This is a genomic window from Bacillus sp. 165 (assembly GCF_017742235.1).
GTDB lineage: Bacteria > Bacillota > Bacilli > Bacillales > Bacillaceae_G > JAGHKQ01.
Genome location: NZ_JAGHKQ010000002.1, coordinates 130,292 through 154,778 on the forward strand (window position 1 = coordinate 130,292; position 24,487 = coordinate 154,778).

28 protein-coding genes are annotated in these 24,487 nt (G+C 38.2%); 21 read left to right on the forward strand and 7 right to left on the reverse strand.

Annotation, left to right across the window (positions count from 1 at the left end; translation table 11 throughout):
• Positions 1 to 24 precede the first annotated feature (24 nt).
• Positions 25 to 228, forward strand: a complete 204-nt coding sequence (locus tag J7Q84_RS04500; protein ID WP_209093246.1) for a hypothetical protein — start codon at positions 25 to 27, stop codon at positions 226 to 228.
• 312 nt (positions 229 to 540) lie between these two features.
• Entirely contained in the window at positions 541 to 1,017 is a 477-nt protein-coding gene (locus J7Q84_RS04505; RefSeq protein WP_209093247.1) for a CarD family transcriptional regulator, read from the forward strand.
• 416 nt (positions 1,018 to 1,433) lie between these two features.
• Here the strand turns inward: J7Q84_RS04505 and J7Q84_RS04510 are convergent, their stop codons facing one another.
• A complete protein-coding gene (locus J7Q84_RS04510) occupies positions 1,434 to 1,631 on the reverse strand; it encodes a cold-shock protein (RefSeq protein ID WP_209093248.1) in 198 nt (65 codons plus the stop codon).
• Positions 1,632 to 2,140: 509 nt separating this feature from the next.
• On the opposite strand from J7Q84_RS04510, the gene J7Q84_RS04515 reads away from it, so the two are divergent.
• The gene (locus J7Q84_RS04515; protein ID WP_209093249.1) at positions 2,141 to 2,449 is read left to right on the forward strand and encodes a DUF4870 domain-containing protein; all 309 of its coding nucleotides are present in this window, start codon (positions 2,141 to 2,143) and stop codon (positions 2,447 to 2,449) included.
• Positions 2,450 to 3,219: 770 nt separating this feature from the next.
• On the forward strand, positions 3,220 to 3,687 hold the full coding sequence (locus J7Q84_RS04520) for a YbaK/EbsC family protein (RefSeq protein ID WP_209093250.1): 468 nt from the start codon (positions 3,220 to 3,222) through the stop codon (positions 3,685 to 3,687).
• 63 nt (positions 3,688 to 3,750) lie between these two features.
• Here the strand turns inward: J7Q84_RS04520 and J7Q84_RS04525 are convergent, their stop codons facing one another.
• On the reverse strand, positions 3,751 to 4,560 hold the full coding sequence (locus tag J7Q84_RS04525; RefSeq protein WP_209093251.1) for a YitT family protein: 810 nt from the start codon (positions 4,558 to 4,560) through the stop codon (positions 3,751 to 3,753).
• A gap of 265 nt (positions 4,561 to 4,825) precedes the next feature.
• On the opposite strand from J7Q84_RS04525, the gene J7Q84_RS04530 reads away from it, so the two are divergent.
• Positions 4,826 to 5,278, forward strand: a complete 453-nt coding sequence (locus J7Q84_RS04530; protein ID WP_209093252.1) for a YndM family protein — start codon at positions 4,826 to 4,828, stop codon at positions 5,276 to 5,278.
• Positions 5,279 to 5,400: 122 nt separating this feature from the next.
• Here J7Q84_RS04530 and J7Q84_RS04535 read toward each other — a convergent pair whose 3' ends face one another.
• A complete protein-coding gene (locus J7Q84_RS04535) occupies positions 5,401 to 5,883 on the reverse strand; it encodes a Gmad2 immunoglobulin-like domain-containing protein (protein WP_209093253.1) in 483 nt (160 codons plus the stop codon).
• Between the two features lie 289 nt (positions 5,884 to 6,172).
• Here J7Q84_RS04535 and J7Q84_RS04540 point away from each other — a divergent pair, with 289 nt between their 5' ends.
• The 12 genes from J7Q84_RS04540 to J7Q84_RS04595 all read left to right on the forward strand — a co-directional run bounded on the left by J7Q84_RS04540 (position 6,173) and on the right by J7Q84_RS04595 (position 15,341).
• On the forward strand, positions 6,173 to 6,868 hold the full coding sequence (locus tag J7Q84_RS04540; RefSeq protein WP_209093254.1) for a lysophospholipid acyltransferase family protein: 696 nt from the start codon (positions 6,173 to 6,175) through the stop codon (positions 6,866 to 6,868).
• A gap of 455 nt (positions 6,869 to 7,323) precedes the next feature.
• Positions 7,324 to 7,641, forward strand: a complete 318-nt coding sequence (locus J7Q84_RS04545) for a hypothetical protein (RefSeq protein ID WP_209093255.1) — start codon at positions 7,324 to 7,326, stop codon at positions 7,639 to 7,641.
• 4 nt (positions 7,642 to 7,645) lie between these two features.
• Positions 7,646 to 8,038 carry a hypothetical protein gene (locus J7Q84_RS04550; protein WP_209093256.1) on the forward strand — a complete coding sequence of 131 codons (393 nt, stop codon included), beginning with the start codon at positions 7,646 to 7,648 and terminating at the stop codon, positions 8,036 to 8,038.
• Positions 7,950 to 8,594, forward strand: coding sequence for a TraC-like domain-containing protein (locus J7Q84_RS04555; RefSeq protein ID WP_209093257.1), 645 nt, complete (start codon positions 7,950 to 7,952; stop codon positions 8,592 to 8,594). The genes J7Q84_RS04550 and J7Q84_RS04555 overlap by 89 nt, the downstream gene beginning before the upstream one ends.
• Positions 8,591 to 10,420 carry a VirB4 family type IV secretion system protein gene (locus J7Q84_RS04560; protein WP_209093258.1) on the forward strand — a complete coding sequence of 610 codons (1,830 nt, stop codon included), beginning with the start codon at positions 8,591 to 8,593 and terminating at the stop codon, positions 10,418 to 10,420. The genes J7Q84_RS04555 and J7Q84_RS04560 overlap by 4 nt, the downstream gene beginning before the upstream one ends.
• Before the next feature lies 1 nt (position 10,421).
• Complete coding sequence (locus J7Q84_RS18535) at positions 10,422 to 11,414, forward strand: bifunctional lytic transglycosylase/C40 family peptidase (protein ID WP_209093259.1); 993 nt, start codon at positions 10,422 to 10,424, stop codon at positions 11,412 to 11,414.
• Positions 11,411 to 11,878: a hypothetical protein gene (locus J7Q84_RS04570; RefSeq protein ID WP_209093260.1), complete on the forward strand. Its 468-nt coding sequence runs from the start codon at positions 11,411 to 11,413 to the stop codon at positions 11,876 to 11,878. Before J7Q84_RS18535 ends, J7Q84_RS04570 begins: the two co-directional genes overlap by 4 nt.
• A gap of 14 nt (positions 11,879 to 11,892) precedes the next feature.
• Positions 11,893 to 12,732 carry a conjugal transfer protein TrbL family protein gene (locus J7Q84_RS04575; protein ID WP_209093261.1) on the forward strand — a complete coding sequence of 280 codons (840 nt, stop codon included), beginning with the start codon at positions 11,893 to 11,895 and terminating at the stop codon, positions 12,730 to 12,732.
• 171 nt (positions 12,733 to 12,903) lie between these two features.
• A complete protein-coding gene (locus J7Q84_RS04580) occupies positions 12,904 to 13,452 on the forward strand; it encodes an RNA polymerase sigma factor (RefSeq protein WP_209093262.1) in 549 nt (182 codons plus the stop codon).
• The gene (locus J7Q84_RS04585) at positions 13,449 to 13,910 is read left to right on the forward strand and encodes an anti-sigma factor family protein (protein ID WP_209093263.1); all 462 of its coding nucleotides are present in this window, start codon (positions 13,449 to 13,451) and stop codon (positions 13,908 to 13,910) included. Before J7Q84_RS04580 ends, J7Q84_RS04585 begins: the two co-directional genes overlap by 4 nt.
• Complete coding sequence (locus J7Q84_RS04590) at positions 13,903 to 14,364, forward strand: hypothetical protein (protein WP_209093264.1); 462 nt, start codon at positions 13,903 to 13,905, stop codon at positions 14,362 to 14,364. The genes J7Q84_RS04585 and J7Q84_RS04590 overlap by 8 nt, the downstream gene beginning before the upstream one ends.
• Positions 14,361 to 15,341, forward strand: a complete 981-nt coding sequence (locus J7Q84_RS04595) for a LiaI-LiaF-like domain-containing protein (protein WP_209093265.1) — start codon at positions 14,361 to 14,363, stop codon at positions 15,339 to 15,341. Before J7Q84_RS04590 ends, J7Q84_RS04595 begins: the two co-directional genes overlap by 4 nt.
• A 389-nt stretch (positions 15,342 to 15,730) precedes the next feature.
• Here the strand turns inward: J7Q84_RS04595 and J7Q84_RS04600 are convergent, their stop codons facing one another.
• From J7Q84_RS04600 to J7Q84_RS04610, 3 genes are read right to left on the reverse strand one after another with little or no spacing between them, the layout of a single operon-like run.
• Positions 15,731 to 17,920 carry a transglutaminase TgpA family protein gene (locus J7Q84_RS04600; protein WP_209093266.1) on the reverse strand — a complete coding sequence of 730 codons (2,190 nt, stop codon included), beginning with the start codon at positions 17,918 to 17,920 and terminating at the stop codon, positions 15,731 to 15,733.
• Positions 17,917 to 19,113, reverse strand: coding sequence for a DUF58 domain-containing protein (locus tag J7Q84_RS04605; protein ID WP_209093337.1), 1,197 nt, complete (start codon positions 19,111 to 19,113; stop codon positions 17,917 to 17,919). The genes J7Q84_RS04600 and J7Q84_RS04605 overlap by 4 nt, the downstream gene beginning before the upstream one ends.
• The gene (locus tag J7Q84_RS04610) at positions 19,113 to 20,075 is read right to left on the reverse strand and encodes an AAA family ATPase (protein ID WP_209093267.1); all 963 of its coding nucleotides are present in this window, start codon (positions 20,073 to 20,075) and stop codon (positions 19,113 to 19,115) included. Before J7Q84_RS04610 ends, J7Q84_RS04605 begins: the two co-directional genes overlap by 1 nt.
• 297 nt (positions 20,076 to 20,372) lie before the next feature.
• On the opposite strand from J7Q84_RS04610, the gene J7Q84_RS04615 reads away from it, so the two are divergent.
• The 4 genes from J7Q84_RS04615 to J7Q84_RS04630 all read left to right on the forward strand — a co-directional run bounded on the left by J7Q84_RS04615 (position 20,373) and on the right by J7Q84_RS04630 (position 23,510).
• Entirely contained in the window at positions 20,373 to 21,500 is a 1,128-nt protein-coding gene (locus tag J7Q84_RS04615; RefSeq protein ID WP_209093268.1) for an ROK family transcriptional regulator, read from the forward strand.
• A gap of 13 nt (positions 21,501 to 21,513) precedes the next feature.
• Positions 21,514 to 22,416 carry an aldo/keto reductase gene (locus J7Q84_RS04620; protein WP_209093269.1) on the forward strand — a complete coding sequence of 301 codons (903 nt, stop codon included), beginning with the start codon at positions 21,514 to 21,516 and terminating at the stop codon, positions 22,414 to 22,416.
• Between the two features lie 180 nt (positions 22,417 to 22,596).
• Complete coding sequence (locus J7Q84_RS04625) at positions 22,597 to 23,235, forward strand: alanyl-tRNA editing protein (protein ID WP_209093270.1); 639 nt, start codon at positions 22,597 to 22,599, stop codon at positions 23,233 to 23,235.
• A 116-nt stretch (positions 23,236 to 23,351) separates the two neighbouring features.
• The gene (locus J7Q84_RS04630; RefSeq protein WP_209093271.1) at positions 23,352 to 23,510 is read left to right on the forward strand and encodes a hypothetical protein; all 159 of its coding nucleotides are present in this window, start codon (positions 23,352 to 23,354) and stop codon (positions 23,508 to 23,510) included.
• A 59-nt stretch (positions 23,511 to 23,569) separates the two neighbouring features.
• Here the strand turns inward: J7Q84_RS04630 and J7Q84_RS04635 are convergent, their stop codons facing one another.
• Complete coding sequence (locus tag J7Q84_RS04635) at positions 23,570 to 24,223, reverse strand: 2OG-Fe(II) oxygenase (protein ID WP_209093272.1); 654 nt, start codon at positions 24,221 to 24,223, stop codon at positions 23,570 to 23,572.
• Positions 24,224 to 24,487: the final 264 nt, after the last annotated feature.

A 24,487-nucleotide genomic window follows, 5' to 3' on the forward strand; every position in this document is an offset into this window, starting at 1 on the left:
GTAAATGATGGGAGGAATGACCAAATGGCTAAATGTTTGTATTTAATAGAGTATAATACTGAAACAATAGTCGTAGCTGCAGAGGATTCTCAAGAGGCATTAAATAGTTGGATAACAAAAGTACAAGAAGAATGTGAAAGAGACTGGAGCAAAGTTAAGTTCCAACCTAAAGATTTTAGGGTTAAGGAACTTTGTAACGAAAATTTAGTGATTAGAGCACCCAAATAATGGGTGCTTTTGAGTTTGAAAAGTAAATTAAGTTAAAATCCTACATATTATTAAGAAGGTAATATTTAATATAGATATTCAATTAAAATAATTTCTATTTATATCTGTCAACAGCAGAAGCTGGCATGTAAGACAAAGTTATCTTGCTATATTCTATATTTGCGCAATTAATTCGGTTTTCATAGCAATCGTATGAAAATTGATGATATAAATTAAATAATCAAAAAGTATTGACGATGATAATGGCATCGTGGTATTATTATAAATTTGATAAAAAATAGAATCTGTGATATCATTAAAAAGTCAGCATATATGGAGGTGGATTATTTGTTTCAAATCGGCGATAACATTGTTTATCCAATGCATGGAGCAGGTGTAATTGAAGCGATAGAAGAAAAAGAGGTTTTAGGAAAAACACAGCAATATTATGTCGTGAAGATGGTAATCAATAATATGCAAGTGATGATTCCTATAAATCAAATGTCAAATTCGAGTATACGTCCAGTTATTGATCCAAGTGCATTGAAAAACGTATTACACATTTTTCAATATGGAGAATCAGATAAGTCACTTTCATGGAAACAAAGGTATAAGATGAATACAGAAAAAATAAAAACAGGTAAAATACAAGATGGTGCTGAAGTGGTGCGCGATTTAATGAGAATGGAAAGAGAAAAAGCGCTTAATGGAAGCGAAAAGAAAATGCTGAACAATGCACAGGAAATGTTAATGAGTGAACTGGGTTTAATTGAAGGAATTACTGAAAATCAAATCAAAAGCTTCTGTTAAAATGGAAGCTAGATACTACATTGTGTTTTTTGAAACAGTCTAACTGTGTTTTCATTAGGGTTATTGCGATACGAGAATTACTTCAGTGCAATTTTACTTCTTTAACTCTCTAGTATTATCCCCTTTTATTACCTCTACAGTCTGGTTTGATACATTTTTGTTTATGATTTTTTACGTACATTCAATATTTCACCAAATATTTTAATATTAGCAGCAATTTAGATTTATAAACCTGATTCACACTGGCACGGTCAAGGAGCCGTAAGGATGGAAGAGAGGCAGGGCTTTCGTTGTTTCAGGTATACCTAAACTAGTCATTTTTCCTGCATCTTCAAAAAATTCCTTTATTAGCTGATTACTCTAAAAGGAGAAACTGGTAATAAAAAAAGGCCCCTAATGAATAGGAGCCTTTTTTGTTACTTTTGAACGTTAGCAGCTTGTGCTCCACGAGGACCTTGAGTAATTTCAAATGTAACTGTTTGACCTTCTTCTAATGACTTGAAACCGTCGCCTTGAATAGCAGAGAAGTGAACAAAAATATCATCTTGACCTTCTACCTCAATGAAACCGAAACCTTTTTCTGCATTAAACCATTTTACTTTACCTTGTAACATAAATATTCCTCCTGTGTGGATAATTCCACATTGTATTACCATTCCTGCTCTCCATACTCATTCAAGACGATTGTTTATATATTCCTTCTATCAATCATATAACGAACAAAAATAATTAACTTTATTGTAACATGGTTTTTAGAAAAAAGATACAAGTAAATATTAATTATTTTTTCTGATTGTTCGGATAAATATGTAAATATTTTTCTGTAGTAGTGGAGGGCAGTAATAAAGAATAAGAAAGGAGTATGTTCATAATAGAAGAAGCAGGTAACATTCTAATAACGTTAAACAATATTGTTAGAATACTATTAGAGAAGATGGTCTCGTTTTCTTTATTCTGTATTTACAATGTGCGCATGAGTACTGTAAACAAGAAGAGGTGTAAGTAATCATACAAAGATTGTAGTCAAAAATCAGTCTTAAGTCTAATTACCAAATAACCTGTCTTGATGTAAAATATTATTATAAATATAAGAACCCAAGTGGTTCAAAGGAGTATAGGGTAAATGGAGCATAAGGGACTTAAAATATTGATTCACGCTAGTACTTGGTTTGCGCCTGTACTGGCTCCTCTCATTGTTTATCTTCTCATTTCGGATCGGGACATAAAAAGCTTATCTTTGCAAGCAGTCGTATTCCACTTTGTTATAGGTATATTGATTGGTATTTCAGCTTTCTTCTCGTGGGTGTTAATCGGTCTGCCGTTTCTTGTAGTGTTTAGCTTGATGGCTTTAATCGTTCCGATCATTGGTATTATCCGTGCGGCTAACGACCGTCCGTTTCAATATCCTATCGTTGGCTCATGGTTTAAGTAAGAGCATGATGTTAAGTCGCGGAGATTACAAATTAGAGCAGGACAAACATGCAATCCTTTTGCGGGATTGCATGTTTTACGTTTTGCATAGTACAAATATACCTTTGAGTTAGAAATAAGAAAAATACAGCATGTTGAACAAATTAGACTACAGTTGCTTTCCTGAAATAAAAAAGGAATGGGCGAGACGGGTATAGAAATAGTAGTATGACGAGTTCGATAAAGTAGGGATTCAATTGCATAATATTCCAAAAAAATACATATTATTGGTTCAATGGGTAGCGGTAAACAACCTTAGCAAGAATACTGTCCTCTAAATTGCTTATTCCGTATTATGAATTAGACAACATTGTATAGAAGAAGACAAAAAATGGCGATAGCAGAAACAGTGAAGAAGAAAGAGATGCACTTCTTCAAAATATCCTTAATTCTGATGAATGGATTGTAGAGGGCGTTCACTATGAATGGGTATCTTCCAGCTTTCAGCATGCTGACCTCATAGTGTTTTTAAATACAGGTGCCTCGAAAAGGAAATATGGAATTATAAAACGATTTATATTACAGAAGCTGCGAATAGAAAAAGCTAACTATACACCAAGCTTCACCATATTTAGAAAGATGTTTGAGTGGAATAAACGATTTGAAGAAGTTAATAAACAAGAAATATTAATAATGTTAAATAAATATGGTAAAAAAGTAATAGTATTACAAGATAACACAAACTTCGAGGGCTATTTTAGCTGAATTACATAAGGATGGGAGAGAGTGTATATGTCGTTTCAGCGAGTGTGCAACTATATAAAGAGGTTTGATGAAAATTTGGAACCGATCCAGTTTCAAGAGCAAACAAACACAGTAGAGGAGGCCGCGAGAGCACTTGGCATTGAAGGGGCGCAAATTGCTAAAACGATTTTATTTAAATCGAACAAACGGTTCGGTTTATTTGTAACTGCTGGAGATGTGAGGGTCAATTCAAAAAAGGTTAAACGGCTGCTTGGCGGGGGAAAGCCGAAACTAGCAACGCCTGAGGAGGTCAAAGATATAACGGGATTTCAAATCGGCGGTGTTTGTCCCTTTGCATTACATACTGATGTGCCTGTTTTTTTGGATGAATCATTGAAAAGGTTCGCTGTTGTATACACAGCGGCAGGAACCGCCCAATCCGTTTTGCCCATCACATTTGAAAAGCTTCGAGGTATTACAAGAGGTGAGGTCATTAATGCCCGAGATGCGGAATAAACTTTATACGGATAAAAAACAAGCCTAACTGTGCAAGCAAGTTAGGCTTGTTTTGGTATGATATCAATTCCGATGAAAGAGTCCCATTACTTCTTGTGTTTCGGTAATGTTAACAAATGCTTTAGCGTCCACCTCATTAATCAAGTCTTTTACATCTGCTAATTGATATCGGGTGATAACTGTCATTAAAATTTTCCGATTCTCACCAGAGTAAGCTCCTTGCCCATCCATCATGGTGATGCCTCGATATAAATTGGAAAGAAGCTTTTGTTTCATTTCTTCCCCTTTATTTGTAATAATTGTGAGCGTCAGCTTAATATGTTTTGTGTGAATAGAATCTACCACTTTACCGGTAACATAAATAGAAACAAGTGTATAGAGTGCAGCATCCCAAGTGAAAATAAAACCGGAAATAAACACTACTACCCCGTTCATTGCTGAAATTAATGCTCCCAAAGGAAAATCCTTTTTCTTTGTTAACAGCATAGCGATAATGTCAAATCCTCCAGATGAACCAGAAACCCGGAAGATGAGACCAATGCCAACCCCTGTCAGAACTCCACCGAACAACGATGATAGCAATGGTTCATTTGAAATCGATTCTATAGGAATGACAGCAAGGCTGACTGAAAGTGTCGTAACGGATAAAATTGTATAGAAGATAAAGCGTTTGCCTAGTTTCATGACCCCTAAAATTAAAAGAGGAAGGTTTAGCAAAAAGTTCATGAGACCGGTACTGAGAGGGGTAATAAGTCCAATCATAATTGCTATGCCGCTTATTCCGCTGCTTAATATTTGATGCGGTATAAGAAAAAGATTGTAGGCCACAGCCACTAGAATAGAACCAAGAATAATAACGAATAGTCTGTACATAGCATCCCCCTATTTAGAATCGTGCCTGAAACCTATATATCCTTAATTATATTGAGGGAATAGTAAAAAGGAAGTTAAAAGTTTTTTCTGAAATATTTGTTAAAAATAGGAAAAGATGATAGGTCATCTAATGTAAAATATAGTAGTTTTTATCTTGTTTATATCGAATACAGTGGAAGTGGCTGCTCCTAAAGCGCTCTCGAGAGGCAGATGTATAATATTTTCTTTTTTATAGCACACTAAGTAGAAAAGGGAGATGTGGATTATGAGTCAAACTGCTATATTGTTAATCAAGTTTATTTCTTGTGTGATTGCTTTCGCGATCGGTTTGGATGTGTTCTTCGAGGCAACGTTTGTGGATATTCTATCCTTTAGTTTACTTGTTACTGTTGTGTCATATATGTTAGTAGATCGAATCATTTTACCACAATTAGGAAACAGAGCCGCACTCATAATTGACTTTCTTTTAGTGTATATGAGTGTATGGATTTTTGGGAATATCCTGTTAAACAGCTATATGCAAATTGCATGGGGCAGTATTATATCCGCGATTGTCATTACTGCAGTGGAAGTATTTGTACATTTGAATGTAAAGGATGACCTGTCGTCGATTCGGACAGAAGAACGAAAGGGAAATTCATTTAATCCGAAGCTGGCATTTGGCACCGAATTTGCAGAAGAAGAGGATATTTGGGATGAAGAATCGCACAAAAAGTAGACATTTGAGGCACTGTCTTGAAATACAATGCTTAAAGTAAGGTGCTTTTTACTTCGTTTTGTTAGGACTATAATGCTTACCTAAAAAAACTGAGCACGGATTATGTTCCCGTGCTCAGTTTTTTATTCATATGTTTGTATTGTTAGAGGTATGTGCAATTCATGCTGCGGAGAACCGTCTTTAGGACTTCCTTCAAATATAGTCAAAACAGCGTGAGGGCTTGTGGCGCCCGTGTAAGTAATTTCAACTTTAAAGTTACCCCATTCAGGTGCTCCTGCGTCTGCCATAATATGTCCTTCTGCCAAAACGTTGTGTCCATCTTCAAGTCTGTACTGGAAACTTGCCTCGAAGACACGTGCTTGCCCTTCTAAAATAAAGCTTCCATCTACTGTTTGTTCTGGAATAGGGCTTGTAATCTTGAAAGCTTCGTTTTCTACTACTTTCATTTCTTGTTTTGGTTCTGGGTTTTGAGGTTTCTCTGGTGTGTTTTGTTCTTCATTAACTGGAGGTTTTTCTTGGGTGTCTGGAGCAGCAGTATTCTTATTTTGACAGCCGCTTGCTATCAAAACGATAATCGCTATTAAAAGAACCGATTGTTTTTTCATATACCATCACTCCTATATAGCGAGAGTTATAATGACTTGCTTACTATCAAATATATTGCTTTCACCTAATAATTATCTCATGCAATGAGAAATGTTCCTTCTATGTAAGCATAAAAGTGTTACTTTGACAAGGAATCCTTTTCAGTATATATGCTAGCGTTAACTGTGAATATTACAAATGAAAACTTACTATTTCTTCTTCTAATATACTGGTAAGGCTTTATAAAAAATAAAATCAGAAAAGCTCTAAATTGAATACTATAAAAAAAACACAAAATGAGGGATTTTCTTGATACGTCTTATATTGATTGTTATTTATGTTCTCATTTGGTTTGTTTTTCATATTCCTTATGTGCACAGGATAAAAAAAGAAGAGGATAAAGAGAAACTATTAAATGAAAAATTGCAGAGGCTGGTAAGGCAGATACTAAAGCTTAGAGGGATACGACTGCAGGTAGAAGGTAAAAGCAATCTTCCTGCTGAAGCTGTATTACTGGTCGCCAATCATGAAAGTCATTTAGATCCTATTATTCTTTATGCATGTCTTGATCGTATTCCGTATTTTGTAATGAAGCAAGAAATTGAAAAGATCCCTGTTTTTCGAAGCTGGACTCAGGAAATTGGTCATATTGCATTAAAAAGAGGAGACAGACGAAGTTCAGTTGAGGTTGTGAGACGAATGAAGCAGTATTTGCAAATTGGTAAGGATGTATTAATATTTCCTGAGGGAACTATTAACTACGGAGAGAAGGAGCTACCATTTAAGCCAGGGAGCTTTCGACCTGCCCATGAAACAGGTGCAAGTGTTGTGCCGGTTACTATTCAAGGTACCGCCAGATTACTAGAAAAACAGCAATTTATGCTGAAATCTGGTACAGTGGAAATTAAAATTCATCCGAAGATTGAAACAAAAGAAGGAAAATGGGACTCCACGCGAGAACTGTCTGCTTACGCCGAACAAATAATCAAACAAGAGCTGTTGTAGTATCATGGTAATCAATCTGATAGGTATGAGAGCGCTGCCGAAATTTGGCAGCGTTTTTTCTATATAAAGGCAGACAATGGGGAATATGTTTTTTGTAGTATAAGCAAGGAGTGAAGTCATCACGTTATAAAATTTGTAAAATGCATGGGTATTGTATCTTTTTTTAAATTTCTTTTAGTGACTATGCTGGTATTTGACGAACAAAAATGGTACTAGATATGTCGTCTTTATGGGACATACTGGATATACATTGAAGAAAAGAAGCTTTCTTTAATAAAGAGGGAGGGGGGCGTGAGTCTAAAGGAAACCAAAAAGCTGAATGCCGAATTTTCTGCCGTTTTGCATAAACAATGGGATATTTTTTGCAGTATAAATGACCGTTATTTAACATGGGATAAAAGAATACTTGAAGAATATCTCAATAAGCGAAATACCTCTAGAAAGGAGCTGAAAGAATGAAGAAACAAGGTTATCTGTACGTTGCAGTATTCCTATTTTGTATAGGGATGATGCCTGCTGCAGTATTTGCTGCCAGTGATGATCCGACCGTCATTGTTAAAAATGTGGCAAACGGCATTATTAATTTTTTTATGATTGTAGCTCCATCTATTGGGACAGCGGCTATTATGGCTATGGGGGTTATGTATAGTCTTACGAACTCTGCGGGAAAAAAAAGCCAATATAAAAGCAATATGAAGGAAACATTCTTTATTGTAGCTGTTGTTATGAGTTCAGGCATTATTATGAAGTGGTTTTTAGGATTATTGGGGTGAGCAGATGCAGGAGAAACAAGAATATACAATTCCAGGGAATGTAAGCGGTAATTTTGAGGTAATGCAAAATGTAACATTAAAGGACCTGCTCTGTTTCTTGCCATCTCTTCTTTTAGATATTCCAGTATTGCTTATGCCAATTACGATGTATATAAAGATTCCTATTGTCACGATTACGATGGTGATTTCAGCAGTGTTTGTTTATGTCAGACCTGTAAGGGAGAATATACCGTTTTGGCAGCATGCTCGCGAATTGCTCCGATTTGCTACAAGGCAGCGGGTGTATTATTACCGGAAGGAGGTACTGTATGAAGAGCATATGGAGGAGGCGCAAGGAGAAGCAGGAACGACAGCACGAGCAATCCGTCCAAACCTTAATACCAGTTCGGGCTCTTGATGGAGGGATTATTGTTACGAATGATTTTCGCCTTGTTCAGCTGCTACGGGTGTCTTCGATTAACTTGGATTTGATGAGTCACAGGGAATTGAATGAGGCAATGAATAAATATGAAATGTTTTTACGAAGCTTATCCTTTCCTGTGCAAACAACGATTATGTCGCAGCCTGTAGATCTTGGCGGATATGTGAAAAGCTTAGAAGCCAAGCAGGTGCATGCTGATACAGTAAAGCAGGATCTGCTTCGGGGATATATTGCGTATGCAAAAGGAATTGAAACAAGCACTGCTATGATTCAAAGACAGCGTTATTTGATGATAGCAGAGCCCGTTGCTGGGAAAACGAAGCAGAGCTATGAAGAGAGTATGATGGAACTTGATCAAAAGAAAAAGCAAGTAAAAAGCGGATTAGAAGAAATGGGTTTAACTGTGCATGAGGCTCATGATTTAGATATTGCGAGATATCTTCATACATTGTTTGATTATGCAGGCTCACAGCATCGGCCTATTGAAGATACCTTTATTGTCCCTTATACAGTAGGAGGGAAGAACGCATGATATTTTCTAAAAGAAGCAAAGAAGAAACAGAGCTAGATACATATATTGGATCATGCGCATCTCTTAAGGACAAAATTGCTCCTGGTATTATAGAGGAAATGAGAGATTATATTATGCTAGGTTCCAATTATGCCCGTACTTTATTAGTTGTGGATTACCCAAACCGAGTTAAGGGGAATTGGCTGACAAAATTATACCGGTTTTCTGGAAATATTAATATAAGCACTCATCTTGTTCCAGTAGCTAGTGATAAAATGATTCGTCATTTGAATCAATCTATCGAAGAATATGAGGCGCGTTTAACTCAATCACTGTCACCTGTACGCCGAAAGGAGACAGAAAGAAAGCGAAAAAGTGCAGAACAAATGCTCGATGTTCTTCTTGGTCATAACCATAAGACTATTCTTCTTGTGCATACTTATATTCATCTTCAAGCATCGGATTTAGAAGAATTAAATCGTATTACGAATCGCCTGCAAAGTATTATTTGGCAAACTGGGCTGTCAATCGTACCGGCAAGAGATAATATGTTAGAGGCACTTCGAAGTGTTTTGCCAGTTTGCGAGATTACATTGCCTCATTATACACATCAAAACATGCACACATCTGCTGCTGCTTCTATGCTTCCATTTGATGAAAGCGAGCTGTTTATGCAAAGCGGCATCATTATGGGGCAGAACCTGCATACCGATAATGTCGTTCTTGTTGATATGAATGACAAAAAGAAGTTTCCTTCACGCAATATGCTGATCCTCGGAACAACTGGAATGGGGAAAAGCTTTTTTATGCAAAAGCATTTGCTGCGCCAGTGGGTGCTTGAAGGTGAGAATACCCGTTTTTTTATTTTAGATCCAGAGCGTGAATTTGCAAGGCTCGTTTCGAAAATTGGCGGGCAGGTTGTGCGGATCAGTAATAACACAGAGCATGTGATAAATCCATTTCATATTCTGCATGATACGACCGACGATGATATTCGAGGAAGTGTGCTGTTTTTAAAAATGCAGCGCTTAAAAATATTTTTTAAGCTGATTTACCCTGATATGACAGTGTTAGAAAGTGCGCTTTTGGAACGTGCTTTGTTCGCGGTATATAGAAAATATAATATAACGGAAGCTACTGTATTTGCCCATCGGAAGGCAGAAGCATTTCCTACTTTAAGTGATTTATATGAGCACATTGGAGAATGCGGCTATGAAAGCTTACAAAATTTCCGTGAAATTTTAAGAATGTATACAGAGGGAACGAACGGGAAGCTTTTTAACGGTGCGACCAACGTTAATTTACACAATAACATCATTTCCTTTGATATAAAAGATTTACAGCAGGATGGTGACAGCCAGCCGGTTGTGATGTTTAATATTTTGTCATTTTTATGGGAAGAAATTACAAGAGATACGACTACTCCTAAAAAATTATATGTGGACGAAGCGCATCTTTTGATGAGAAGCGCAAAAAGTGCGATGTTTCTGCTAGATGTCTATAAGCGTATTCGAAAATATGAGGGAGAAGCGATAGTCGCTTCACAGCAGCCTATTGACTTTTTAGGAGCGGTTGAAGGGGGACATAATGTTGGAAAAGCAATATTAAATAATAGCATCAGTATGCTGCTGCTTGGCTTACAGGATAATGATATTCGCGATTTAAAAGATTATGATGTACTTCGTTTGTCGGAAGAGGAAGAAGCGATTATCGCACGGCGCAAACAAGGAGAAGGCATTTATGTTGCGGGGCATCATCGAGTATATATGCGGGTGGATGTGACACCTGAGGAGCTGCAGCTCATTGATCCGAAGCAATATAAAAAGAGGTATGAAGGGGTCTTGTAGCATGTATGCAAAAGCATTACTTGCAAGTAAGTACTGGAGCGGGATTTTCACCACATGCATGCTCATGGGTGTGCTTCTGTTCCTATTATTTTTTGGTGCAGTACCAGAAAAGACAAATGAGTTCATGATTGCACCTGAAGTTGAACGGTGGGAGCCTGTAGTGCGAGAGGCAGTAAAAGAGGAGGGGCTTGATGAACAATATATCCCGGTCCTTTTAGCCATTATCATGCAGGAGAGTGGGGGAACGGCAGCAGATGTGATGCAAAGCAGTGAATCAGCGGGGCTTTTACCGGGAGCGATAGTGAATCCCACTGCCAGTATAAAGCAGGGGGTTATTCATTGGAAAAATATGCTACAAATAGGAGAAAAGCTGGGGATTACTGACCTTCCTACTATTATACAAAGCTATAACTTCGGACCGGGTTGGCTGTATTTTATTAAAGACCACGGCGGGATGGGAACAGAGGTGTTTAAAAAGCAGTTTTCGAGCATACAGACAAAAGTGACAAGCTGCGGCTGGAGAAGTCCATATTGTTATGGGGACTATACATATTCCGAAAAAGTAATGCGATACTTCAATAGATTACAAGGGGAAATAAGCACAAATGTGTTATATCAGCAAGTAATGACAGAGGCAATAAAATATAAAGGCTGGCCCTATAGTTGGGGAGGAGCATCGCCAACTACAAGCTTTGATTGCAGTGGGTTGTTACAATGGGCATTTGCATCAGCTGGTGTTACCCTGCCAAGAACCGCCCAGGAACAGTATAAGTATACAATTCGCATTCAGAAGCAAGACCTGCAGCCGGGGGATTTAGTGTTTTTTACAGGAACAAGCGACCATGCCTTTATCAGTCATGTTGGTATTTATGTCGGAAACGAAATGATGTACAACAGCAATAGTAAAGGAGTGGGGTACAGCGACCTTACTAAGCCAGGGTGGAGGGAGAAAATCTATGGCTATGGGAGAATACCAACAGGAGGAACGAAATGAAAGCGATACGATGGATCGTGCCGGCAGGAATTATATTTCTAATCAGTATAGCTTGGATTATGTATTTCTATGTGAGTAGCTTGCCAGACAAACGTGATGTAAGTAAGAGCGAGAAGAATATTGAGGAGGCGGCACTAGATATACAGGAAACAGCTCAGGCTTTTTTCAGAGCTCTTTATAGCGGCAAGAATATAAAAACGTACGCAACAGAACGGGCGCAAGCAGAAGTTACTCCTCCAGGAGAAGAAAGCACATCTTTGGTAGATATAAAAATTCATAATATAGCAGTTTATGAGGGGAAGGTCAATGATAAGGCAGCAGAGATAATCGCTGCTGTCAATCGTACTATCACAGTAAACGGTATAGCGACGACAAGCACCCAGTATATTGAGCTTCAGCTGAAAAAAGAGGATAAGTGGCGAGTGGATGTTGTAGAGGCATTAGCGGATATTGCAGCAGAATAAGGAGGAGCTATACCATGTTCAAAAGTCCAATTGAGTACTTGAATGAGCTTATTCATAACCTTATGAACGATATCGCCAATGCGGCTTTCAACTGGTTAGGGATTTATTTATTTGCGCCGACGGACTTGTCAAAATATCCTTATGTGTCAGAGGCATATGATATTATCTTTATATTATCTGTCACTATGGGAGGGGTATTTTTTACTTTTAATGCCTTTAAAATCATGATAGAAAAGGTTGGCGGATATAGTCAGCGAGGAGTGCAGGAAGTCATTGTTCGTACCTTTATGGGAGGGACTCTTGCAGTTCTAGCTCCGTTTCTTTTAAAAGATATTCTTTTGCCATTAAATAATGCGATTGTACAGCTATTTTTAAATAAGGGCGTGAAGGTAGAGGTATTTTCTGTATTTGTTGGCGTTCCAGGAACCGCTACTACGGCAGTTCTATTAGCGAGCTTAGCCATGGCTGTGATATTTTTACTTCTAGCTATCCAATATATCATTCGAACGATAGAAATTTTGCTGATTCTCATTATGAGCCCTTTGGCTGCATGGTCGATTGTAAATGAGGATATGAATATTTGGGGTGTTTGGTGGCGGGAAACCGTTGCAACTATTTTTACGCAGAGCATGCAAATTATGATTATCTGGCTAGCTTTTAACAGTATTGGAAGCGCAACGGAGTTAAAGGATTTTGTTATTGGGTTTGGATTTATGGTGTTTTGTTTGATGGGACCGAGTTTTTTGAGGAAGTTTCTTTACAGTACAGGCGCTGGCCGTAAAGCAGTGGGACTTGTCAGCGGCAGTGGAAAATCAATACTGTTTCGATATGTAACGGCAAAGTTTGTAAAATAGGAGACAAGAATGATGAATATAAAAAAATGAGACACCGCTTTGATAAAATAAACAAAGTGGTGTTTTTGTGTTGAGTATTTTTTAGCACAGTAAGAAAAAAATAAAAAAAGTTGCAGGGTTTGGCTCGGTTTTATTCGTCTAAGGTAGTGGAAGAGGAAATGAGGTGATGCAGTGGAGACGGATGAACAGATTATACAGCAGGTAGTAGAAGGCAACCAGCAAATGTTTCGTGTGCTCATAACACGATATCAAGCGAAGGTATATGCAGTAGCATTGAAGGTTGCAAAGAATCAGCGAGATGCAGAAGATATTGCGCAAGAGGTCTTTCTCCAGTTGTATCGTTCTCTTGGCCAGTTTAAAGGGGAATCAGGATTCTCTACCTGGATTTATCGGATTACGATGAATAAAGCGATTGAATATAAGCGCAGGCAAGACAGGCAAAAAGCACAGGCAACAGATGATGGATTTACTTCCATACCTGACAGCAGCATGTTAACACCAGAAGAAGCGTTAATGAAAAATGCAGAAAAAGAAATGGTGCATGCACATTTATCAGAGCTGCCGGCTTCATACAGAGATGTTGTGCAATTGTATTATTTTGAAGAGCTGTCATATGGAGAGATTGCTTCTAACTTAAATGTTGCAGTGAAAACAGTGGAATCGCGCTTATACCGGGCAAGGCGTTTGCTAAAAAGTAAGCACGAAGGAGGGGCAACATGAGTCACCCAACAATCGAACAATTGCTGTTTTATCATAAGAATGAGCTATCTAATGAGCAAAAGTTGCTGTTAGCTAAGCATATAGAGCAATGCGCAGTCTGCCAAGCAGAGCTTATTTTTATAGAAGAGCTTGAACAGGAGTGGAATGAGGCAGATGATATCAAGTTGCCGCCGGCCATTGCAGATAATATTATGGAGAAAATTTCGGGTAGTAATCAAAAGAAATACAAACAGGAGAACATAAAGATCCGCTTGTTCCATCTTTCATTAGCCGCCGCCGCCACATTTTTATTCTTTCACTTTGGCTTTGTAAATTATTTGACAGATACAAACCATTATGTCATACAGACGATTGAAAACACAGCGTCGTTAATTGAAAAAGGGCAAACTTATGCTGGGAAGGTGTCGCTTTCTTTGGATGAGCTTGTAAATTTTAAGGGGGGATTTGACGGTGAATAAACGAAAACCGCTCATTTACGTACTATCTTTTTTACCTGGACTTGGTCATTTTTATTTAGGGCTGATGAACAGAGGCTTACAATTTATGCTGATGTTTTTCGGCACAATTTTCTTTGTAACAAGTGTGATGGAGAGCTTGGCTTTATTCTTGCCAGTAATTGTATTTTATAGCTATTTTGATGTGCTGCGTCTGTATCGCATGTATCGTGAAATGGAAGAGGTGCCTGATGAACCGTTTATACAATACCATATTTTTCAAGATAAAAAATATATTATCGGTTGGGTACTCATCATTTTTGGATTGTTTTCTATTTTAAAACATAGTATGTATCATTTGCCCCAAAGTATTGCTCAGTATGTATCATATGACTTTGTGCAAAATGTTGTACTAGGCGTTATTTTTATCATACTTGGTTATCGTCTGCTTCGTGGAAAAAAGGAGAAGCAAGTATGAGAACATGGAGAACAGGAACAGTTACAGCGGGTGTATTGCTAATCGTAACAGGCTTGCTTTGGTTTCTTCAAAATTTTATATCAATTCCGTTTGAGAAACTATTATTGAACGCATGGCCTGTTGCGTGCATTTTACTTGGAGTGGAAATTCTAGCTTTTCATGTGTTAAGAAAAGACGGAACACTTCGTTTTCACTGGGCTAGCGTAGTATTGCTAGTGTTTGTTATGGTAGTATCATTAGGATTTAATTTTGTAAATGTGGTATTGAATGAGTTGGGAATACAATTTCACACCTCTGAGGTAGCCATTCACGATACAAAGAAAGTTCCGGACACTATAAAAGAAATTGTTATTGATGTTCCCCGTGGAGATGTAACAGTGCGCGGTGCGGAAAGTAATAAACTAGTGGTGACAGGGAGTATTATGGTTCCTGCTGGAGATGAAAAAGAAGCAGAAGAAAAACTATTAAAATTCTATTCTGTCAAAATTTTAGGCGATAAAATGTATGTGCAAGTGAAGCAAAAGTATGCTGAGTTTATAGACTTTACAGATTCAGATGCATTGCTTGATATTGAAGTTCCTAAATTTCTTGAGACGAAGACCATAGTGAATAATGGTTCTATAGAATTGAAGAATATGGAAAATACCGCTGCTTTGCAATTGGACAATGGTAACATCCAAGTAGAAAATTTTGCAGGTACACTGCAAGGAAGTATAGGAAATGGGATGATTACCATTGAAGAAGCTGCTTTACAGGGAAACAGCAATTTAACCACGAATAACGGAGCCATTCTGTTAGGGTTAAAAATCAATCAGCACCTAAAGATATATGCAGAGGGTTTTAATGGAGACATAAATGGAAATATCCCGTGGGTTAAGCAAACACAAGAAGGAATGAACGTGGGAGAAGTCGTTCTTGGGGATGGAACAAATCAATTGATCATGAAAGCAAATGGTGAAATTACAGTAAATCAATAAGGAACCCCGCCTGCTCAAAAGCAGGTGGGGTTTTACTTTAGTAGAATTTTTCAATTCGCCGATATGTGATTCGATTTCGCCGAAATCAGGAGGGGGTTCGCCGAAAAAAGCGAGCTCCCGCCGAAATCAGGAGGGGGTTCGCCGAAAAAAGCAAGCTCCCGCCGAAATCAGGAGGGGGTTCGCCGAAAAAAGCGAGCTCCCGCCGAAATCAGGAGGGGGTTCGCCGAAAAAAGCAAGCTCCCGCCGAAATCAGGAGGGGGTTCGCCGAAAAAAGCGAGCTCCCACCGAAATCAGGAGGGGGTTCGTCGAAAAAAGCGAGCTCCCGCCGAAATCGAAAGGAGAGTCGCCCAAAAAAGCCCGGCAGTACTCATATCCCGTCTCAGCTTTATTCAAATTGCTTTATCTAAGGGGTTGTCCTTCAGCTTCGAGGATGCTTGCTTCATTATTACTCCCCAAAGCTTAGCTGACGCTTTCCATTCGGCCCCTTCTTTTTTGTATAGGGCTTGTTCATAGCTTGCTGTAAGCTTTTGCATATTAGTAGATTTATAGGTTTTGTCTACGTAGATAGCATATTCACGTAAGGTTTGACTATCCTTACGTGGAACGCCTGCTCGTGTAAGCTGCTTTAGCAAGGCATCATACGCTTTAAAGAAAACTGCGTCATGCCGTCGAAAGCGGTATAAAACAATAGCGAATAAATAGAACCATAGCATTCTTGTAATAAACAACACATAGCCAATAAGAGTAAGCAAAACGCTCCCTATTAATACCACTGACCACGGAAACGGCTGTTTAACCGCAGCCTTTTTGTCGTTCGTTGCTTGATCATCCTCAAACAGCTGTTTTTGTTTATTTTGTTCTGGCTGCTGCTGGTTAGTTGGTGCTGCCTCATTAGGCGAAGCAGCAGGAGTGGACTCATCAACAAACCGATACGGACTGCTGAAGCCCTTTGTCGGTTCGAAAGGAACCCAACCATAACCAGGAAAGTATGCTTCCACCCAAGAGTGCGCATCGTTATTTGTAACAGTGTATATGTGTGAATCGCTTGAATTATCAAGCGTCCCCCCTGTGTAGCCCTTTACCCAACGCGACGGAATGCCAAGTGAGCGCAATAAAACAATCATGGAGGTGGAATAGTTGTTGCAATACCCGATTTTGGAATCAAAGAGAAATTGATCTACGTAATCTTCGTCCTTTTCGGGGAAGGGAGTTTCTTCTTTACTGTAAACAAACGAGCTGTTTTTTAAATAGGATTCGATAGCAGCTGCTTGATCGTAACGATTTGCTTTGTCTTTTGTGATAGTTTTTGCCAAATTGCGTACTCGCTCTGGTAAAGAGGGTGGTAATTGTGTATATGTATTCACAAAATCAGGATTAGACTCTAGCCCTTCCCCTGTGTGAGCCGCTTTTAATTTTTCTACAGAAAATTCAGGAACCTCATATAATACGGTGTACTGATCTAGTGCTAATCTAGAGCCATCTTTGTAGGAAGAAATTTTCTCTAAAAATGGATCTGTACTGTACAATATATCCGAATCAGTATTAATAGATAGTAAACCAGTTGGGTAAATGACATGAAAATATTGTAAGTTCATAGTAATCAGGGCTTCCTGCTTTACAGTCTTTGTTTCAGGTTCATACCAGCTCATTACAGTATTGTCTTGTCTAAAGGAACGTTTAATCGGTTGTTTGGAGACTTCCCATCCTTTACCTGTGTAATAATCTTTTGTTTCTACTCTCCAATAGTTGCTGGTGTCTGCTTTTACTTTAAATACAACGGTACTATCATCCGAAATAGGACCGCCAAGATTGGAGTCATTGACTGAATAGCCAACTTTTTTTACATTCCCTTTATCTCCGAGTGTCCCGCCTTTTGTATAACCTTCTATAAATAGAAACGGATTGGACCATTGTGGTTCAGCTTTTGGTGCATAGTAGCTGATGATTGCTGTAACTAGGACTACACCAGTCAAGGGCAGAAGTGCTTTTTTCGTAATATTATTGGCTTGCAGCTTCTCCGATATTGCTATCCTGCTTATGTGAAGAAATCCAAGCATTACAAAACCAACTGCTGTTATGCGGACAATAGCGCCCTTTGCATCATAGGTGCTGAATGAGTGGAAGGAGAGAATATAGATGATACACAAGACAAAAAATAACAGTATACGTCGTCTTCGCATAACATCGAGCATAAGATTGCTAATCAACCATAGTATTATAAAAAACAAGAATGTACGAAAGAGTGGAGAATACCCGCTCATATTCGCATGCACGAGAAGGGCTACATTATGAAACAAGTCTGATATAAGCACTGTCAGCCAAGAGGTGTTTTCTTCGTGATGGTACAGCGGACGCATCATAAAAAAAATAACAGCTAGCTTAATAGAAACTGCAGCAAAACGCTTCACCTGAAAAAATGAAAGTATAACGCAAAGGATGGTAAATTGCAGGAATATGTCCAACCTCGTCATTTGCTCTAAGCTTTCAAGAGGCCGCAGACATTCCCATATAAGAAAAAAGGCAAATGTATGAATGAAAAAGCTTTCCATATCTCGTTTCTTATTAAAATGTGACTTCATAGCTTGTTCACCTCAAAAAACACATTCGTATAGTGACCCTCGTAAACGGGTTTTACAACTATATTTTTCCGTCGCAGCGCTTCAAGAATATGCAGTTCTTGCTTAGAAAGCTGAATTACTTTTTCTTTCACTACAAATATAAGCAATTTTCCATGTTTCTTAGTGATACTGTCTGCAGCCTTTTCGGTATGCATAGACAGACTGCCTGTTACAAGCATAATGACTGCAGGTGTAGGGGTTGTAAATTCTCCTTCAATAATTCGCGAGAAGGGGACAGCCGCATCTGCTTGTACTTTGGCTAAATGATAGAAAATTTGCTGCTGCTGCAGATCGCCGCTTTGCAACGGGAAAACGGTTCTCTCCTTGCCGATGGAGTAGAAGGCGGCATAAGCACCCTTCTTTAAAATAGCTCTCACAAGAGAGGCAGTAAATGTTACAAGCGGTTCAAACATAGGCGATGCACTGCGGTCCATAAAGATGAGAACATTATGATTTTGCTGCTGTTCAAATTCTTTTGTCATCATACTGTTTTTCCGTGCAGAAGCTTTCCAATCAATCCAAGAAAAACGATCGCCGGGTTTATAATCTCTTACGCCGACAGAAACGGTGGAATCTCGTTCAATATTTATGATTGTTGAGGTTGTTCCTTGTTCAAATCTGCTTTCTAATTGTCTATACACCATGTCCACATATTGAGGATATACTAAAAATTTATCTAGAATGGTCAACGTAACTTCCTTTTCAGCCAGTCCAAATAAATCCCCGGTTGTGAGACGTATCGATGAAAAGATGTGTTCTCCGCGTGGCAATAAACCTAAGTCATATTGAAAGGATATTTGACGTTTCAATCCAGGGAAGAGGATTGTTTTTGCGGTTTTGTTTGTTAAGGGAACTATATCCTCAACAACAATATAAAACAAAGGAAATGGAATCTTACGCTTGATAGTAATAGATGCAGAGAACCTTTCACCAGCCTCATAGTTCCTTTGATTTGTTGTGCGTGTGACTTCAACGGATTGAAGCGCCAAGAGCGGAAGCAGCAAAGCGTAAAGACCAAAGGGAAGAAAGCTGTAAAATAAAAACCAGCTTACGAATCCTCCTTGAAGCATAGCATATACAAAGGTAAGTATCATCAGTATCGGTGTCAGAGACAGCTTCCAGATTTTGTGTATTATTTGCAGGGATTTTTTCATCAAGAATTCAACGTCCTTTGAACAGGTACTTTTGTTTTTGCAATAATTTTTTCAATCACATGTTCAGCAGTCAAGCCTTCGAACTTTGCTTCCATTTTTAAAATCAGTCTGTGGGACAGAATATACGGAGCTAAAAATTGTACATCGTCAGGAATGACGAAATCACGACCGTTAATGAAGGCGTAGGCTTGCGCAGCCTTCATTAATGCGATTGAGCTGCGCGGACTTGCTCCTAGATGAACAGAATTGTATTGTCTCGTTTGATTTACAAGCTTGACAATATAGTGTTTAATCGCATTTTCCACATGTATTTGCTGCGTGTCTTCTTGGAATTTTACGAGTTCCGCCACTGTAATAACCGGTTCTAATTGAGAAATAGGTTTGGTCTTTTCAGCGCGGTTCAGCACTTCAAATTCCTCTTCAGGTGTTGGGTAACCCATTCTCAGCTTCAGCATAAAGCGATCAAGCTGAGCCTCTGGCAGCGGGTATGTCCCCTCATATTCAATAGGATTTTGAGTCGCCATTACGAAAAATGGTTTAGGCAAGGGTCTGGTTACACCGTCTATTGTGACATTTCCTTCCTCCATCCCTTCAAGCAGGGCGGATTGAGTTTTGGGAGAAGTACGATTTATCTCGTCAGCTAGTATAATATTCCCCATAATAGGACCTGCTCGAAATTCAAATTGTAGCTCTTTTGGGTTATAAATAGAAACACCTGTTACATCTGAAGGCAATAAATCAGGTGTGAATTGAATTCGTTTAAAATCTGCGTTAATAGATTTAGCAAGTGCACGCACCAGCATTGTTTTTCCGACACCCGGCACATCCTCAAGCAGTACGTGTCCCTCAGCCAAAAGTGCTGTAAGTGTAAGAGTGGCAGCTTTTCTTTTACCAATGAGTACTTTTTCGATATTATCAATAACTTTTCCTAAAACTGGATGCATTGTTTCAAGCTGTGTCATCTATATGTCCCCCTAATCCATCATGCTATTTCGCTAAACTGTATAAGCAAAATACTTCTGTTTGCGAGAAGCTGTCCTTTTTTGTCATATAGTATATTTTCTGTGTATTTTGAAAAAATCCTATCACAACCTTTGGGAAAGTGGAGAAGGAGTATTTTTGTTTGAAATTTATACATGTATCGATTAAAATTAATCAGTGCAATAATTATTAAGTTCAATTAATCATTTGGTATGATTAAACAATAATTGTAAGGTGATTAATATCGATGCTGCTGTCTGGAAGAAAGGACGAGCTGAATGAGCAAAGGTGCATCTGTTTTAAGAGAAAATAACATAAGGCGTATTTTATCGTTTTTGAGAAATAACGAGAGGACCTCCCGACTTGATATTTCAAATGAACTGGGTATTAATAAAAATACAGTGTCCATTATAATGGAAAAGTTTATTCAAGCCGGAATAGTCCGAGAAATGGGCATACAAGAAATAGGAGCAGCGGGAAGACCGAAAGTGTATCTTTCTTTAGTTCCAGGCGTATACAAGTCTGCTGGGATTTTTCTTAAAAAGAATACAATAGAGTATGCAGTGACAGATTACCGGACTTGTCTTTTAGATAAAGGAGAAGTCTCTTGCGAAACAATCAATGTCAATGGTTCATTGGCGATGCTTTCTGCTGTATGCAAGAAGCTGCTGCAAGCTCATCCCGAAATTATTGGATTTGGCATTGCGCTTCCCGGTATTGTCAATCAACACTCGGGTGTGTTACAGTATGCCGCTTCCTTAGGATGGAACAATGTACCGATTCGAGATGCGGCAAGCAAGGAGGTTTCCGTTCCGGTACATATTATCAATAAAGTGAAGGCTGCTGCGCTATTACCTAACGAAGAGATAGTGCAAACTGCAGGGCTTTCCACATTTTATATGTCTATTGGAGAAAGTGTGGGAGGGGCGCTGATTATTGATAAGCATGCATATGACGGTGATACATGTACAGCGGGAGAAATTGGCCATTTTGTTGTGAAAAAAGAGGGGGATCTTTGCAATTGCGGCCAGCGAGGGTGTCTCGAAACTCTGGTGAACAGCGAGAGAATGAGGGAACAGTTGGAGCAGTTATTACAGGAGACAGGTAGAAACATGAAAGAACAACTTGAGTATGACATGTTCCGCACCGCTGGTTATTATACAGGCTCTTCATTGGCAAAGGTTGTGAATCTCGTTAATCCGTCATTTCTTATTATTGATAGTCCGTATAAAGGAATTCGAGCATTTGAAGAAGGAGTATTGGATACGCTGGAAAATGAAACATTGCATTTTGCTTTTCAACAATTGAAGGTGTTGTTTGTAAAAACAGATTCTGCTTTTACAAAGGGTGCTGCCTTTGCATCTATTTTGTCGTTTGAGAGCACCTATACACTGAACAAATTTTAAAGGGGATATTTATATGGAACGAATTACATTGGCAGAAGACTTATCTTTTTCAAGAATTATTCACGGGTTATGGCGCTTGGCAGATTGGAAGCAATCTGAACAAGAAACTCTTTCTTTAATTGAATATTGCTTAGAAAACGGCATCACCACATTTGATCATGCTGACATTTATGGAAGCTATACATGTGAAGAGCTTTTTGGCAACGCATTAGCGTTGAAGCCGGAACTGCGCGAACGTATGGAAATTGTTACAAAGTGTGGAATTGTACTTGAATCATCGAATCGCCCAGAGCATAAATCTCATCATTACAACACAAGAAAGGAGCATATCCTTCTTTCTGTAGAAAACTCTTTGCGTAATTTACGTACGGAGTATATTGATTTACTGCTTATTCATCGTCCAGACCCTTATATGGACCCAATGCAGGTGGCAGAAGCGTTTCATGAACTGAAACAATCTGGCAAGGTTCGTCATTTTGGTGTATCGAATTTTAAAGACCACCAATTTGATATGCTTCAGTCTTATTTAGATGTACCGCTTGTGACAAACCAGTTGGAACTGTCTGCTTACAATCTAGAAAACTTTGAAGATGGAACCTTAAATATGTGCATGAAAAAGCGCATTGCACCAATGGCTTGGTCACCGCTTGCAGGAGGCGAGATATTCTCTTCTAATAGCGAGAAAGCAGTACGTATTCGTGAAACGTTAACAAAAATACAAGAAGAAATTGGCGCAACAGGTGTGGATGAAGTATTGTATGCTTGGCTATTGAATCATCCAGCACATATTATGCCGATTGTAGGTTCAGGAAAAAATCTCCGTATCAAAAGTGCAATTGATGCGTTGCAACATAACTTAACGTTAGATCAATGGTTTGAAATTCTTCATAGCTCTATGGGGCATGATGTACCGTAAGAATGAAACAGCCTTAAGCAAATGGATGCTTAAGGCTGTTTTTTTGAATAGTGTAACAAAAGCTTTTCAGTTATGAAGGTAGAAAAGAGTATATGGAGGTGAGATAGAAAGTATGAAAAGTGATTAATAAAAATAATTGTTCAAAAAGCAGTGAAGTATGTTCATAGGGAAGTGGAATCTATGGTCAAAAAGTTATTTTGCGAAGATCCACATCTTACTCAGCTTGATACTAGTATTGTTAGTGTAAATAATAATGAAGTAACTGTGAAGGAAACAATTTTATATGCGTTTTCCGGGGGACAGGAAAGTGATGATGGAACAATTGGAAATCGTCGTGTTCTTCAAGCGGGTAAGGAAGGGAAAGAAATTGTCTACACTCTAGAAGCTAATCATGGTTTTTCTAAAGGGGAATCTGTGATGATGAATATTGATTGGAACAGACGATATCGTCTCATGCGGCTGCATTTTGCTGCAGAAATTGTATTGGAGCTTATGTATCGTAATTTGGAGTCCATTCAAAAAATCGGGGCTCATATTGCGGAAGATAAATCGAGAATTGATTTTATATGGGGAGAAAATATTTCTGCTGTATTTCCTTTGCTTCAACAACAGGCTCATACACTAATTGAGGCAAACTATGATATTACCAGTGCCTTTAGCAATGAAGAAGATGAAAGAAGATATTGGGAGATTAAGGGGTTTGGCCGAGTTCCGTGCGGAGGTACACACATAAAGAAAACAGGTGAAATCGGACCGCTAGAACTTAAACGTAAAAATATCGGAAAGGGAAAAGAGCGTATTGAAATTTACATAAGTTAGAATGCTGTAGAAATAACAGGGAGAAAAGTCGAAACATTCCATTTGAAATTTTGTCAACCTTTCGCCCATTTCATCATTAGATAAAGGGAAGAATGATACAATAAGGGTGGATGGAAATGGCTAAAAGAAACCGGGGGAAAACATTGAATACCTTACCAGCAAGAGGAAGAGGAACATGCCCGTTGTGCAACAAAACAAGAATTAAACTGTTGTATCCATATCGTACGGAAACCAATCAAACCATTAAGGTATGTAAGTTTTGTCGTGATAAATAAACAATAAAAAATCTTAGGGACAACTGGTGTCGCTAAGATTTTTTATTGTTGCATTTTTATTATAACCTCTGTCTTCTCATCCATTGTGTGGCAGCCCATTTTTCTCCATCAATCACAGGAGCTCCGCCATGTAAAGTTAACTCGTTTAAAGAAGGGTCATCATAGAAATATTCAAAATATACTGCCATACCCTTTTGTGGAGATACTGAAAAGTTTAGTTTAGGAAAGAACGTTTCTCCACCATAATCCACATCATTTAAGTACAACACTAGTGTACTAATTCTCGGGTTGCTTACTGGTTTATTTGCTGATGAAAAGAAATCAAAATGAGCTTTATATTCTTGCCCAACTTTATAATTAAGAATTTGAAGACCTTCTCCATGCTCAACAGGGATGTTCATGATAGATGATATTCTTTTTTCAATTCTAGTAATGACGTCATGTTCACCTTCTTGAAAAAACGTGCTGCTGCTTGTTCGAAGATTATCCACTTCGCGTGTATTTCCAATTTTTGAACGCTGCATTCTATCTTTTGACAAACGAATCAGCTCATCACACTCTTCGTCGCTTACAACATTTCCTAAAATCACAATTAATGGTTCCTCTAGTTTAGCAATTATGTTAATCGTTCTATCTTCTGTTTGTATTTTATTACCAATATGCTGGAAAATAGTTTGTTCTTTATTAGTAAATTTTTGATTATCCATTGTCAATTTTCATCTACCTCTTTGATTGTTTTAATATTAAGAATATTTTGCCTTTTATAAGCGTTCGGTAGATTTTATCGATTCTTCTATGCAGAGAAATATACTGTATATTAATCCTTTTGTCTCCTCTTGCGCTTCAAAATGGCTGTTATGATTTGCTTTTTTTACCCAATTTCTTTTTCATTTTACACGTTGCATTTTTGAATTTCTATCATTTTTTTTGTAAAAAAGAAGGATTTTTTTCACTCTTCAACTAGTTATTCTAGTCAA

Bases quoted from the DNA above. Each gene is read 5' to 3' on its own strand.
- J7Q84_RS04585 (WP_209093263.1), top strand. From the start codon at position 13,449: ATGAGTCACCCAACAATCGAACAATTGCTGTTTTATCATAAGAATGAG.
- J7Q84_RS04555 (WP_209093257.1), top strand. From the start codon at position 7,950: ATGAAGAGCATATGGAGGAGGCGCAAGGAGAAGCAGGAACGACAGCAC.
- J7Q84_RS04500 (WP_209093246.1), top strand. From the start codon at position 25: ATGGCTAAATGTTTGTATTTAATAGAGTATAATACTGAAACAATAGTC.
- J7Q84_RS04595 (WP_209093265.1), top strand. From the start codon at position 14,361: ATGAGAACATGGAGAACAGGAACAGTTACAGCGGGTGTATTGCTAATC.
- J7Q84_RS04525 (WP_209093251.1), bottom strand. From the start codon at position 4,560: ATGTACAGACTATTCGTTATTATTCTTGGTTCTATTCTAGTGGCTGTG.
- J7Q84_RS04505 (WP_209093247.1), top strand. From the start codon at position 541: ATGGAGGTGGATTATTTGTTTCAAATCGGCGATAACATTGTTTATCCA.
- J7Q84_RS04510 (WP_209093248.1), bottom strand. From the start codon at position 1,631: ATGTTACAAGGTAAAGTAAAATGGTTTAATGCAGAAAAAGGTTTCGGT.
- J7Q84_RS04520 (WP_209093250.1), top strand. From the start codon at position 3,220: ATGTCGTTTCAGCGAGTGTGCAACTATATAAAGAGGTTTGATGAAAAT.
- J7Q84_RS04610 (WP_209093267.1), bottom strand. From the start codon at position 20,075: ATGACACAGCTTGAAACAATGCATCCAGTTTTAGGAAAAGTTATTGAT.
- J7Q84_RS04630 (WP_209093271.1), top strand. From the start codon at position 23,352: ATGGCTAAAAGAAACCGGGGGAAAACATTGAATACCTTACCAGCAAGA.
- J7Q84_RS04615 (WP_209093268.1), top strand. From the start codon at position 20,373: ATGAGCAAAGGTGCATCTGTTTTAAGAGAAAATAACATAAGGCGTATT.
- J7Q84_RS04620 (WP_209093269.1), top strand. From the start codon at position 21,514: ATGGAACGAATTACATTGGCAGAAGACTTATCTTTTTCAAGAATTATT.
- J7Q84_RS04600 (WP_209093266.1), bottom strand. From the start codon at position 17,920: ATGAAGTCACATTTTAATAAGAAACGAGATATGGAAAGCTTTTTCATT.
- J7Q84_RS04550 (WP_209093256.1), top strand. From the start codon at position 7,646: ATGCAGGAGAAACAAGAATATACAATTCCAGGGAATGTAAGCGGTAAT.
- J7Q84_RS04605 (WP_209093337.1), bottom strand. From the start codon at position 19,113: ATGAAAAAATCCCTGCAAATAATACACAAAATCTGGAAGCTGTCTCTG.
- J7Q84_RS18535 (WP_209093259.1), top strand. From the start codon at position 10,422: ATGTATGCAAAAGCATTACTTGCAAGTAAGTACTGGAGCGGGATTTTC.
- J7Q84_RS04625 (WP_209093270.1), top strand. From the start codon at position 22,597: ATGGTCAAAAAGTTATTTTGCGAAGATCCACATCTTACTCAGCTTGAT.
- J7Q84_RS04515 (WP_209093249.1), top strand. From the start codon at position 2,141: ATGGAGCATAAGGGACTTAAAATATTGATTCACGCTAGTACTTGGTTT.
- J7Q84_RS04575 (WP_209093261.1), top strand. From the start codon at position 11,893: ATGTTCAAAAGTCCAATTGAGTACTTGAATGAGCTTATTCATAACCTT.
- J7Q84_RS04535 (WP_209093253.1), bottom strand. From the start codon at position 5,883: ATGAAAAAACAATCGGTTCTTTTAATAGCGATTATCGTTTTGATAGCA.
- J7Q84_RS04530 (WP_209093252.1), top strand. From the start codon at position 4,826: ATGAGTCAAACTGCTATATTGTTAATCAAGTTTATTTCTTGTGTGATT.
- J7Q84_RS04545 (WP_209093255.1), top strand. From the start codon at position 7,324: ATGAAGAAACAAGGTTATCTGTACGTTGCAGTATTCCTATTTTGTATA.
- J7Q84_RS04560 (WP_209093258.1), top strand. From the start codon at position 8,591: ATGATATTTTCTAAAAGAAGCAAAGAAGAAACAGAGCTAGATACATAT.
- J7Q84_RS04570 (WP_209093260.1), top strand. From the start codon at position 11,411: ATGAAAGCGATACGATGGATCGTGCCGGCAGGAATTATATTTCTAATC.